Source organism: Agromyces hippuratus, assembly GCF_013410355.1.
Classification (GTDB): Bacteria; Actinomycetota; Actinomycetes; order Actinomycetales; family Microbacteriaceae; genus Agromyces; species Agromyces hippuratus.
In genome coordinates, this window is sequence record NZ_JACCFI010000001.1 from 3270920 (window position 1) to 3283137 (window position 12218).

Here is a 12218-nt window from a genome sequence, read left to right on the forward strand (position 1 = left end):
GATGCGTCCGTCGTCGTCGGCCACGCAGCATCCGCTCACGCAGGTCATAGGAAACGCATAGCTCGGCGCGGATACTGGAGTCATGAGCACGAACGCCGCATCGACCCCGCACCGCGCCCCCGCCATCACCAAGCCCGACGGCTCGATGGTGCGCGTGCTCGTGGTCGACGACGAGCACTCGCTCACCGAGTTGCTCAAGATGGCGCTGAAGTACGAGGGATGGGACGTGCGCACCGCGGGCGACGGGCAGACCGCCGTGAAGGTCGCCCGGGAGTTCCGGCCCGACGCGATCGTGCTCGACATCATGCTGCCCGACATCGACGGCCTCGAGGTGCTGCAGCGCGTGCGGGCCGACGGCACCGAGACGCCCGTGCTCTTCCTCACCGCGAAGGACTCGCTCGACGACCGCATCGCGGGCCTCACCGCCGGCGGCGACGACTACGTCACGAAGCCGTTCAGCCTCGAAGAGGTCGTCGCACGCCTGCGCGGACTCATCCGGCGCTCGACCCTCACCCTCGCCCAGGCGAAGGACCCGGTGCTCGTCGTCGGCGACCTGACCCTCGACGAGGACTCGTACGAGGTCTTCCGCGACGGCACGCCGATCGAGCTGACCGCCACCGAGTTCGAGCTGCTGCGCTTCCTCATGCGCAACCCTCGCCGCGTGCTCTCGAAGGCGCAGATCCTCGACCGCGTCTGGAGCTACGACTTCGGCGGCAAGGAGTCGGTCGTCGAGCTCTACATCTCGTACCTGCGCAAGAAGATCGATGCGGGCCGCGAGCCGATGATCCACACGGTGCGGGGCGCCGGTTACATGCTGAAGGCCGCCGGATGACGCGGCCGGGCGATCCCGGCTACGCGGCGTCGGCTCGGGCGACCGCCACTGCGGCGACGCCGTCCCAGCACGACGCTCCCGAACTGCCCGCGGCGACCGAGGTGCCGCGCCGACGCGAGTGGACCCTGCAGCGACGCCTGCTCCTCGTGCTCGCCGGGCTCCTCGCCGCGGTCAGCCTGGTGGTCGGCGTCGTCAGCGTGAGCGTCTTCCACACGTCATCGATGGCCGCGGTCGACGCGGACCTGCGCTCGGCGATGGACCGGGCGGAGCTGAACCTCCAGGGGCCCATGCCGTTCCCCGGCAGCGGTGAGGCCGCCACCCCGCTGCTCGATGTGGCCGGCCAGTCCGCGGGCACGCTCGCCGCGGTCGTTCCCGATTCGGGTCAGGCCGATGCGGCCTACATCCCCGAGGACACCCAGGGCATCCTGAAGCTGCCACCCCGCGCGACGGAGACACTCGCCGCGGTTCCCGATGACGGGCAGCCGCACACGATCGACATGGGTCGCCCCCTCGGGGAGTTCCGTGCGCTGTCGGAACGCAAGGACATCGCCCCCGAGACCCGAGTCGTGATCGCCCTGCCGCTCGCCGAGGTGAACGCCTCCGCGCGGGAGCTCGGGGTGACGATCGCGGTCGTCGCGCTCGCTGGTCTCGTGCTGGCGCTCGGATTCGGCTCGCTCATCGTCCGGCGCGCCCTGGCACCCCTCTCGCGCATGACCGAGACGGCCCAGCACGTCTCCGAACTGCCCCTCGACCGCGGCGACGTCGCGCTCGCCGAACGCGTGCCCGTCGACGACGAACGCACCGAGGTCGGCCGCCTCGGCGGCGCCTTCAACCGCATGCTCGGCCACGTGGCATCCGCGCTCTCCGCACGCGAGGAGAGCGAGCAGAAGGTGCGCCGCTTCGTCGCCGACGCGTCGCACGAGCTGCGCACCCCGCTCGCCTCGATCCGCGGCTACGCCGAACTCACCCGGCTGCACGGCGGCGAACTGCCGCCCGACGTCGTGCACGCGATCGGGCGCATCGAGTCCGAGTCGGTGCGCATGACCGAGCTCGTCGAAGACCTGCTGCTGCTCGCACGGCTCGACGAGGGGCGCGAACTCGGGGCGCTGCCGGTCGACCTCGGTCGCGTCGTCGTCGAGGCGATCGGCGACGCGCAGGCGGCCGGCCCCGGCCACGACTGGGAGGTGCGGCTTCCGGATGCCCCGGCCATCGTCGTCGGCGACGAGCCGCGCCTGCGCCAGGTCGTGACGAACCTGCTGGCGAACGCCCGGGTGCACACGCCCGACGGCACCGCGGTCGTGGCCTCGCTCGAACGCGACGGCGATCAGGTGGTGCTGACGGTGGAGGACGACGGCCCCGGCATTCCGCCCGCGCTCGCCGACTCGCTCTTCGAGCGCTTCGCCAGGGGCGACTCGTCGCGTTCGCGCATCGCGGGCAGCACGGGGCTCGGGCTCGCCATCGTGAAGGCCGTGGTCGAGGCGCACCACGGCGACGTGTCGGTGTCGAGCGAGCCCGGGCGAACGGCGTTCGTCGTCGCACTGCCGCTCGCCCCGTCGGCATAGGCTGGGAGCGACCCACCCGCACCGCACGAGCCGTGACCCCGAGACGCCCATGAGCCTGCAGCAGACGATCACCCGCATCGCCGCCGAGCTCGGGCGCCCGGCCCTCGTCGAGGACCATCGGCGCTCCGTCGTCGCCTACAGTCCGCATCCCGACGGGATCGACGAGGTCCGTCGCCGCTCGATCCTCGAGCATCGCGCCGATCCGGCCGTCCACACCTGGATCAGCCGGCTCGGCGTCTACGCCGCGACGTCCGCGGTGCGGGTCCCGGGCAATCCCGAGTTCGGCATGCTGCCGCGCGTCTGCGTGCCGATCGGTCGAGCGGGCATCGTGTTCGGACACCTCTGGTTCATCGAGCCCGACGAGCGGGCGAAACCGCTCGACCTCCGGCGGGCCGGAGCCTCGGCCGAACTGGTCGCCGACGAATGGGCGCGCGTCAGGATCTCGGAGGAGGGGGAGTCCGCGCGTGAGGACGAACTCGCCCGGGAGCTCGTGTTCGGCCGCGCCGACGTGCGGCGCCGTGCGGCGGAGGAGCTCGTCGAGTCCGGACGGTTCGAGAGCGGGCTGCTTCGCGTCTACGTGCTGACGGCCGCCGAACCGCCGAGGCCGCGAGACGGCCCGGCCGACGTGTCGCTCGAACGCGGGGCGCGCAAGGCGCGTCGCGCGCTCGGCGGCCGCGGTGTGCTGGCGTTCGCCAAGAGCGACCACGCGGCGGTCATCGTTCCGTCGTCGACCGGGCGGTTCGGCGACACCGACCGCATCGCGCGGGTGGTCGCCGAGTCGGCGGGCGAAGCGATCGCGGGCACCCTGCGGGTCGCCGTCGGCGGAGAGGCATCCGTCGCCGCGGCCAGGGACGGCTACCGGCAGGCGCGCCGGGCACTCGGCATCGCCGCCACGTACCGGCTCGACGAGCGCGTGCTGCACTGGGACCGTCTCGGGGTGTACCGGGGGTTGGACTCGGCATCGGCCGCGGGCCTGCGCTCCGGCGACTTCGAGCCCGGTCTCGAGCGACTCGCGGCGGAACGCGACGGCGACGTGCTCATCGAGACGCTCGAGTCGTATCTCGCGGCGGCCGGCCATGTGCAGACGGCTGCGGCGCGGCTCGGCGTGCACCGCACGTCCCTCTACAACCGGCTGAATCGGGCGCAGCGGATCCTCGGCATCGACCTCGACGACGGCCTCGATCGCCTGGGGGTGCACATCTCCCTCCTGCTGCGTGCGGGAGAGATGACGGCCGGCGACGGCACCCGGCGCGCCGGGTGAACGTTCGCGGCCGACATCGACATCTGTCGATCGGCTCACCGCTCCGTCGCATCATCTGACGCGTGACCCGAGCGGCGGCTCTGCCTAGCCTGTGAGCCAGCGGGGGCTCGCTCCGTCCGCACGGAGCGGCGAGCCGATGGGCCCCCGATCACGATCGAAGGAGCTCCACATGACCGCAGCTGCCCTCCACCCAGACCGGCGACGGCGCAGTCGCGCCATCGCGGTGGCACTGACGTCGGTGCTCGCCGGTGGCCTCGTCGTCGCGGCGACGCCCGCCTACGCGGCCTCGACGCCCGAGATCGAACCGACCTTCCAGGACGGCCTCTCGCAAGCCGTCTTCACGAAGGTGGCCTCCGAGTGGATCAACGAGGAGGCATGGGTCGAGAGCGAGGTCGACTCCGACCGCGACGGCCGGCCCGACCTCGTGCACATCGACGTGAGCCGCGTTCCGCAGACCGCCGACGGCCTGAAGGTTCCGGTGCTCATGGAGATGAGTCCGTACTACGCGGGCGGCACCGAGGTCACGAACTGGGGGGTCGACCACGAGATCGGCGTTCCGCCGACCGAGAAGGACGCCTGGCCCGCGTACACGCCGACGAACCGCACGAGCCCGCGCATCTCGGGCTCGCTCGAGAACACGTGGGTTCCGCGCGGATACGCCGTCGTGCATGCTGAAGGCCTCGGCAGTGGATGGTCGGAGGGCTGCCCGACCTCCGGCGGCCTGAACGAGTCGCTGGCGGGCAAGGCCGTGGTCGACTGGCTCAACGGACGCGCCACCGCGTATACGGGCGTCGATCGCGCGACCGAGGTCACCGCCGATTGGACGACGGGTCGGGTCGGCATGATCGGCACCTCGTACAACGGCACGTTGCCGATCGGCGTGGCGAGCACGGGAGTCGAGGGCCTCGAGGCGATCGTGCCGGTCTCGGCGATCTCGAGCTGGTACAACTACTACCGCTCGAACGGCGCCGTTCGGGCACCCGGCGGCTACCAGGGCGAAGACCTCGACGTGCTGGCCGACTACGTGTACACGCGATTCGACCAGGAGATCTGCCAGCCGGTCATCGACGACCTCCGTGCGAACCAGGACCGCGCGACCGGTGACTCCAGTCCGTTCTGGGACGAGCGCGACTACCTCGCCGACGCCGAGAAGATCTCGGCCGCCACGCTCGTCGCGCACGGGCTGAACGACTGGAACGTCATGACGAAGAACGCCTCCGACCTCTACGAGGCGCTGAAGGCGAACGGTGTGCCGCACCAGATCTACCTGCACCAGGGCGGTCACGGCGGCAACCCGAACGACACCCTGCTGAACCGCTGGTTCACGCGCTACCTCTACGACGTCGAGAACGGTGTCGAGCAACTGCCGAAGGCCTACATCGTCCGCGAGGACCGCACGCTCACCGAGTACCCGGAGTGGCCCGACCCTGCCATGGAGCAGGTCAAGCTGAAGTTCAGCCCCGCCGCCGCTGCCGACGGGGTCGGCGGTCTCGCGGTCTCGCGCGACGGCTCCCGCGCGACCGAGAACCTGATCGACGACGCGAGCATCCGCGCGACCGCCCTCGCTGCGGCGGAGACGTCGCCGAACCGACTCGCGTACCGCACCGGAGCGCTCGGTGAACCCCTGCGCCTCTCGGGCACGCCGTCGGTGTCGTTGAAGCTGTCGGTCGACCGCACCAAGGCCAACCTCACGGCGCTGCTCGTGGAGTACCCGGCGACCGGCGCCCCGAAGATCATCACCCGCGGCTGGGCCGACGTCGAGAACCGCAGCTCGTCGGCCGTGACCGAGCCGATCACGCCGGGCACCGCGTACGGCTACGAGTTCGACTTCGAACCGAAGGACTACGTGTTCTCGGCCGGATCGCGGATCGGCGTCGTGATCATGTCGTCGGACTTCGAGTACACCGTGCGTCCGGCACCGGGAACCGAGCTCACGCTCCAGCCGTCGGCATCGACGGTGCACCTGCCGCTCGTCGGCGGGATGGAGGCGCTGCAGGCGTCGCTCCGCGCGGCGGGCTAGCATTCGCGCCCCGCACGAACGAAGGCCCGCACCCCGAGGGGTGCGGGCCTTCCCTTGCGTTCGGTGACCGAATCAGGCCTCGGCGATGCGCCGGAGCAACTGGGCGAAGCCGCGCAGTTCGGCTTCGGGGTGGTCGAGCAGCACGGCGTGCAGGCGCTGCTGGTTGCGCGCGCGCACCTCGCGGATCCGCTCCTCGGCGACGGGGGTCGCGACGAGCACCCGCACTCGCCCGTCGCGCTCGTCGGCACGGGTCTCGACGAGACCGAGCTCTTCGAGCAGGCGCACCTGGCGGCTGACCACCGACTTGTCCATCTCGAACATCTCGGCGAGCACGTGCGCGTTCGCGGAGCCGAGTCGCACGATGGTCGAGAGCAGCTTGTACGCCGCGGGCTGCAGGTCGGGGTGCACCTGCTGCGCCGCTTCCTTCCAGACGAGACGCGCCTTGCTGAACAGCACGCTCATCTGTACTTCGACGTCGGCGATGGCCTCGTCGAGGGGGGTGGGAGCCTCGGTCACGCTGGTCATGTTAGCGGCCGCCGCCTGCGGAGGGACCGTCGGTCGCTGCGTCGCGCGGACGAGCGGTCGTCGTGGTGGAGCGCTCGGCCGCGGCATCCGCCTCGACGAGCTGGATCGACGAGGTGACGGGTGCACCGATCTCGGCTTCGGCCAGGTCGATCGCGACCTGCTCGAGCTCCTCTTTCAGCTGCTCGGCCGAGGTCTTCGTCGAGAGCGCCTTGTTCGGCAGGAAGGCGATGGCGATCACGCTCAGCACCGCGAGGGGCACGGCGATCCAGAAGACGTCGGCGATGCCGTTGCCGTAGGCGTTCTCGATGATGACGCGGATGCCGTCGGGCAGCTCGGAGACGTGGGGGATGCCGCCGCCGGCGAGGCCCTTCAGCGCCTCGACGTCTTCGGGCGAGGTGGGCGTGTAGCCCTTCAGGCCCGACGTGATGTGCGTGGTGACCTGCGTGGCCAGCAGCGACCCCATGATGGTCACGCCGATCGTGCCCGCGATCGTGCGGAAGAAGTTCACGTTCGAGCTCGCGGCGCCCAGCTGCGAAGCGGGAGTGTCGTTCTGCACGACGAGCGTGAGGTTCTGCATGACCATGCCGAGGCCGGCGCCGAGCACGACCATGTAGACGCTGACCCAGAAGTAGTCGGTGTCGTAGCTGAGCGTCGTCATGAGGTAGCTGCCGGCGACGACGAGCAGCGAGCCGACGAGCATGAAGCGCTTCCACTTGCCGAACTTGCTGATGAGTGCGCCGATGAGGATCGAGGCGCCCATCTGGCCGACGATCATGGGGATCGTCATGAGACCCGACTCGGTCGGGGTCGCGCCACGTGCGAGCTGGAAGTACTGCGCGAGGAAGACGCTCGTCGCGAACATCGCGACGCCGATCGAGACCGAGGCGACGACCGAGAGCGTGAAGGTGCGGTTCTTGAAGAGCGTCATCGGCACGATGGGCTCGGGCACGAAGAACTCGGTGATGATGAAGCCGACGATGGCCGCGGCCGAGATGCCGATCGTGACGAAGCTCGTCATCGAGTCCCACTCGAACTGGCTGCCGCCGAGCGAGACCCAGATGAGCAGCAGCGAGACGCCGATCGAGAGCAGCGCGATGCCGAGGTAGTCGATCTTGACGGCGCGCTTCGGCATGGGCGGCAGGTGCAGCGTGCGCGAGATGACGATGAGCGCGATGATCGCGAGCGGGACCGGCAGGAAGAAGTTGGCGCGCCAGCCCCAGGCGTCGGTGATGACGCCGCCGAGCAGCGGGCCGCCGATGGTCGCGACGGCCATGATGCCGCCGACGAACCCCATGTACTTGCCGCGTTCGCGCGGCGAGATGATGACGGCGATGAGGATCATGACGAGCGACATGAGGCCGCCCGCGCCGAGGCCCTGGATCACGCGCACGGCGATGAGGGTCGTGGTGTCTTGAGCGAAGCCCGCGATCGCCGTGCCGACGACGAACAGTCCGATGGCCGCCATGAGCAGCGCCTTGCGGTTCACGAGGTCGGCGAGCTTGCCCCAGATCGGGGTCGAGACGGCCATGGCGAGCAGGCTCGCGGTGATGACCCAGGTGTAGGCGGTCTGGTCGCCGCCGAGGTCGGCGATGATGAGCGGCATCGAGGTCGAGACGACCGTGCCGGAGATGACGGCGACGAACATCGCCACGACGAGGCCGGAGATGGCGATGATCACCTCGCGGGGGGTGCGTTGCGCCGGCGCGGCCGGAACTGAGCCGGTCGCGGGCTTGTCTGCCACAGAAGTCACGTGGTTCCTTAGTCTCTACAAGTTGATATTCGACAACTATATATAAATGGTTGCATTGAGTCAACTTTGGACTTCGGTCAACTATTCCCGATGTGGCGAAACGGCCGAGCGGATGCCGCGGGCGACGATCGTCACTCGATGACGGCGGTCGCCTCCAGCTCGACGAGGGCGTCGGGGCGGCCGAGGCCCGCGACCATGAGCACCGTGAGGGCCGTCGGCTGCGCGCCCCACACGCGAGCGGATGCCGCGTAGCCGTCGTCGACGGACTGGCCGGCGACGAGGTAGACGGCCAGCCGCACCACGTTCGTCTGATCGGCGCCGACCTCGGCGAGCACGGCCAGCACGTTCTTGATCGCCTGCTCGGTCTGCGGGCCGAGGCCGCCGGGCACGATCGCGCCCGAGGGGTCGGTGCCGTTCTGGCCGCCGACGTGCACGGTGCGGTGGGCACCGCTCACGAGCACACCCTGGCTGAAGGCCGGGTTCGCGTGCAGCGTCTCTGGGTTCAGGTGTGTGATCTCCATGGTCGCGAGTCTGCCCCCGCCTGCCGACATCGGCGAGGGGTTCGAGCGGATCGGGCCGCGATTTGCGAGCGGCCGGGGCATCCGTTAGCCTGTACGGAGCCGAAGACCGCTGGTTGTCGTGCGCCCACATGTGTTCATCACGGTGGGACGCGACCGAAGTCTTGCGAAAGCAAGGGCCCGCGCAGGTGTGACGAAGACTTCCGGGTGATCCGGCCGAGCTCCGCGCAACTGCGCCGGAGCTTTTTTGTTGCCCGCACGACCTCGCCACTTGAGCCGCGATCCGAAGCCGTGCACCGCCATCGCGATGCACGTTGAGTACACAAGGAGTGGCCATGGCGAACAAGGAAGCCTCGGTTGCCGAACTCACGAACCTGTTCGAGAGCTCGACCGCCGTTCTGCTGACCGAATACCGCGGCCTGACGGTTGCCCAGCTCAAGCAGCTGCGCAACAACATCCGTCAGGACGCGAACTACGCCGTGGTGAAGAACACGCTGACCAAGATCGCCGCGAACAACGCGGGTATCTCGACGCTGGACGCCGACCTCGTCGGTCCGTCCGCCGTCGCCTTCGTGCACGGCGACTTCGTCGCCACCGCCAAGGCCGTTCGTGACTTCGCCAAGGCAAACCCGAATCTTGTGATCAAGGGCGGCGTCTTCGAGGGCAAGGCCCTCAACGCCGACGAGGTCAACAAGTACGCCTCGCTCGAGAGCCGTGAGGTTCTGCTTGCGAAGGCAGCGGGAATGATGAAGGCGACGATGGGCAAGGCTGCCGCCACCATCGACGCGCTTCGCGAAAAGCTGGAGACCGCGGCCGCGTAAGCGCCCGACGTTCTCGTTCTACAACACCAAGAAATCTAGGAGATACATCATGGCGAAGCTCACCACTGAAGAGCTGCTCGAGCAGTTTGCCGGTCTGACGCTTGTCGAGCTCAGCGAGTTCGTGAAGGCGTTCGAGGAGAAGTTCGAGGTCACCGCGGCCGCTCCCGTCGCTGCTGCCGGTGGCGCTGGCGCCGCTGCTGAAGAGGTTGAGGAGAAGGACTCCTTCGACGTCATCCTCGAGGCTGCCGGCGACAAGAAGATCCAGGTCATCAAGACCGTCCGCGAGCTCACCTCGCTCGGCCTCGGCGAGGCCAAGGCCGTCGTCGACGGCGCTCCCAAGGCCGTGCTCGAGGGCGCGAACAAGGAGACCGCCGACAAGGCGAAGGCTGCCCTCGAGGAAGCCGGCGCAACCGTCACCCTCAAGTAGTCGCCGCCCTCGCGAGAGGGTCGCACCTTGAGGTGACTCGCGTCACCTGAACGAAACGGATGCCCCGTGGCTCACATGAGCCACGGGGCATCCGTCGTCGGTGGTGCGGGCCGCGATCAGCGGTCGAAGCGTGCGCCTGCCGGGTCCGAGTCCAAGAGGAAGAACACCAGCAGGATGATGCCGCCGACGAGGGGGATGAGGCCGATGAAGTACCAGCCGCCCGAGCGGTTCGTGTCGTGCAGACGGCGCCATGCGAGGGCGAACCAGGGGATGAGCGTCGCGAGCCCCCAGATGGCGTAGGGGATCACGGCGACCGCGAAGCCGGGGCCGGGCACCATCATCCCGTTCTCGGAGACCGTGGCGCCCGGGGCGCCGCCGATCGCCGCGATGCCGTAGAGCACGCCCCCGACGATGAGGTTGAAGAGGAACCACCACCAGAACTCGCTGCGGCTCGCGCGGCCCGAGAATGTGGCGTACTTCTTGAAGAACCTGCTGATCGCCTGCCCGAACGACGCTCCGTACAGCGGGGCGGAGAGCGGAACGGCTGCGGTGCTGTCGGTCATGATGACTCCTTCGGTCGAGCGATGCCGTGATGGTGCGCAGGATTGGCGCGCGGCAGCGTGCCGTGCCGTGCCGTGCGATGACATCATGGCCGCGATGGCGTCGGCCGACGAGGCGGCGCGCCGGCGCGCCGGTGCCGGGGGTCCCTCCGCAACATTCATAGCCAAGCTATGTATAATCGGGGCATGACCCAGCTCGACCTCCCCACGGTGATCGGAGACCTCGTCTCCGTGAACCACCGCCTCACCAGGCTCGCCGCGACCGTGACGGGAAGCACCGAATCGCCCGCCGTCTGGCGCACCCTCAGCGTGCTGCGCGACCTCGGACCCATGCGCCTCGGCGAACTCGCGAAGGTCAGCCGCGTCACCCAGCCGACCATGACGAAGCTCGTGCACGCGCTCGACGAACGGGGATGGATCCGCCGCATCGTCGACAGCGGCGACGCCCGGGCGATGCTCATCTCGGTCGACCCGCACGGGCTCGCCGCGCTCGACGCATGGCGGGGCGAGCTGGTGCGTGCCCTCGCCCCGACGTTCGCCGACCTCGGCGACGACGAGCTCGAGACCCTCGCCTCGGCCGTCGAGATCGTGCGCTCTCGGCTCGAGCGGTCCCGCGCCGCGCTGCTCGGCACCGACGCGAGCACCGGAGAGATCGCATGAGCGTCGACACCCGGGCCGTTCCGGTGCAGGCCGGCCACGCGGCATCCGGTGCCTCGATACTGAAGCAGCCCAAGGCCGTCTGGGCGGTCGCGTTCTCGTGCGTCGTCGCGTTCATGGGCATCGGCCTCGTCGATCCGATCCTTCCCGCGATCGCCGCCGACCTCGAGGCGACGCCGACCGAGACCGAGCTGCTCTTCACGAGCTACCTCGTCATCACCGGCATCGCGATGTTCTTCACGAGCTGGATCTCGAGCCGCATCGGCGCCAAGCGGACCCTGCTCATCGGGCTCGGCGTGATCGTCGTGTTCGCCACGCTCGCCGGGCTCTCGGGCGACGTCGAGTCGATCATCGGCTTCCGTGCGGGCTGGGGGCTCGGCAACGCGCTCTTCATCTCGACGGCGCTCGCGACGATCGTGGGTGCGGCGGCAGGCGGCAGCAGCGCGGCGATCATCCTCTACGAGGCGGCCCTCGGTCTCGGCCTCGCGATCGGCCCGCTCGTCGGCGGGCTGCTCGGTTCGTGGAGCTGGCGCGGCCCGTTCTTCGGCACCGCGGCGCTCATGGCGATCGGATTCGTCGCGATCGTCGCCCTGCTGCGCACCGACGGCGTCGAGCGGCCCGTGCCGACGAAGCTCTCGGCGCCGTTCCGGGCGCTCGCCCGGCCCGCCCTCGGCATCCTCGCCGCGGCCGCGCTCTTCTACAACATGGGCTTCTTCGTGCTGCTCGCGTACACGCCGTTCGCGCTCGTGCCGCTCGGCATCCACAGCGCGATCGCGCTCGGCTTCGTGTTCTTCGGGTGGGGGGTCGCGGTCGCCGTCACGTCGGTCTGGGTCGCGCCGCTGCTGACCGCACGCATGCGCCGCACCCGGGTGCTCTGGTTCGTGCTGCCGCTGCTCGCCCTCGACCTGCTCGCGCTCGCGGCGCTCATCGACTCGGCGGTCGCCGTGATCGTCGGCGTCGTCGTCGGCGGACTCCTGCTCGGCATCCTGAACACCGTGCTCACCGAGTGCGTGATGGACGCGACCGACCTGCCCCGCTCCGTCGCGTCGAGCGCCTACTCCGGCGTGCGCTTCCTCGGGGGCGCGATCGCCCCGCCCGCAGCGGCGGTGCTGGCCGCAACGGTGTCGCCGTCGAGTCCGTTCATCGCCGGGGCGATCGCGGTGCTCATCGCCGCGGCGATCGTCGTGCTCGGTCGCTCGAAGCTCGCGGCCGCCGACGGGGTGGCCGAGACGGCGGCAGGCGAGGCCGAGGCGATCGGCATGGGCGACGCCGCCTGATCGGCGGG

General features: G+C 69.7%; 12 protein-coding genes. 8 read left to right on the forward strand and 4 right to left on the reverse strand.

The window, feature by feature from the left end:
- Positions 1-82: 82 nt before the first annotated feature.
- From BJY17_RS15290 to BJY17_RS15305, 4 genes are all read left to right on the forward strand, one after another.
- Complete coding sequence (locus BJY17_RS15290) at positions 83-832, forward strand: response regulator transcription factor (RefSeq protein ID WP_179552121.1); 750 nt, start codon at positions 83-85, stop codon at positions 830-832.
- Positions 829-2394, forward strand: coding sequence for a sensor histidine kinase (locus BJY17_RS15295; RefSeq protein ID WP_179552122.1), 1566 nt, complete (start codon positions 829-831; stop codon positions 2392-2394). The genes BJY17_RS15290 and BJY17_RS15295 overlap by 4 nt, the downstream gene beginning before the upstream one ends.
- Positions 2395-2443: 49 nt before the next feature.
- Complete coding sequence (locus tag BJY17_RS15300; protein ID WP_179552123.1) at positions 2444-3655, forward strand: PucR family transcriptional regulator; 1212 nt, start codon at positions 2444-2446, stop codon at positions 3653-3655.
- A gap of 169 nt (positions 3656-3824) precedes the next feature.
- Positions 3825-5675, forward strand: a complete 1851-nt coding sequence (locus tag BJY17_RS15305; RefSeq protein ID WP_179552124.1) for a Xaa-Pro dipeptidyl-peptidase — start codon at positions 3825-3827, stop codon at positions 5673-5675.
- Positions 5676-5747: 72 nt separating this feature from the next.
- On the opposite strand, the gene BJY17_RS15310 is transcribed toward BJY17_RS15305, so the two are convergent.
- The 3 genes from BJY17_RS15310 to BJY17_RS15320 all read right to left on the reverse strand — a co-directional run bounded on the left by BJY17_RS15310 (position 5748) and on the right by BJY17_RS15320 (position 8471).
- On the reverse strand, positions 5748-6191 hold the full coding sequence (locus tag BJY17_RS15310) for a MarR family winged helix-turn-helix transcriptional regulator (protein ID WP_322789865.1): 444 nt from the start codon (positions 6189-6191) through the stop codon (positions 5748-5750).
- Between the two features lie 10 nt (positions 6192-6201).
- On the reverse strand, positions 6202-7950 hold the full coding sequence (locus tag BJY17_RS15315; protein WP_322789866.1) for an MDR family MFS transporter: 1749 nt from the start codon (positions 7948-7950) through the stop codon (positions 6202-6204).
- Positions 7951-8081: 131 nt separating this feature from the next.
- Positions 8082-8471, reverse strand: coding sequence for a RidA family protein (locus tag BJY17_RS15320; RefSeq protein ID WP_074262031.1), 390 nt, complete (start codon positions 8469-8471; stop codon positions 8082-8084).
- Positions 8472-8803: 332 nt separating this feature from the next.
- Here BJY17_RS15320 and rplJ point away from each other — a divergent pair, with 332 nt between their 5' ends.
- Together rplJ and rplL are read left to right on the forward strand one after the other, a co-directional pair.
- Positions 8804-9289, forward strand: coding sequence for a 50S ribosomal protein L10 (rplJ, locus tag BJY17_RS15325; RefSeq protein WP_179552126.1), 486 nt, complete (start codon positions 8804-8806; stop codon positions 9287-9289).
- 49 nt (positions 9290-9338) lie between these two features.
- Positions 9339-9716 (forward strand): 50S ribosomal protein L7/L12, encoded by a 378-nt coding sequence (rplL, locus tag BJY17_RS15330; RefSeq protein ID WP_179552127.1) that lies wholly within the window; start codon positions 9339-9341, stop codon positions 9714-9716.
- A 116-nt stretch (positions 9717-9832) separates the two neighbouring features.
- On the opposite strand, the gene BJY17_RS15335 is transcribed toward rplL, so the two are convergent.
- Positions 9833-10279: a DUF805 domain-containing protein gene (locus tag BJY17_RS15335; protein ID WP_179552128.1), complete on the reverse strand. Its 447-nt coding sequence runs from the start codon at positions 10277-10279 to the stop codon at positions 9833-9835.
- A gap of 183 nt (positions 10280-10462) precedes the next feature.
- Here BJY17_RS15335 and BJY17_RS15340 point away from each other — a divergent pair, with 183 nt between their 5' ends.
- Positions 10463-10936 carry a MarR family winged helix-turn-helix transcriptional regulator gene (locus BJY17_RS15340; RefSeq protein ID WP_179552129.1) on the forward strand — a complete coding sequence of 158 codons (474 nt, stop codon included), beginning with the start codon at positions 10463-10465 and terminating at the stop codon, positions 10934-10936.
- Positions 10933-12210 (forward strand): MFS transporter, encoded by a 1278-nt coding sequence (locus BJY17_RS15345; protein WP_179552130.1) that lies wholly within the window; start codon positions 10933-10935, stop codon positions 12208-12210. Before BJY17_RS15340 ends, BJY17_RS15345 begins: the two co-directional genes overlap by 4 nt.
- Positions 12211-12218: the final 8 nt, after the last annotated feature.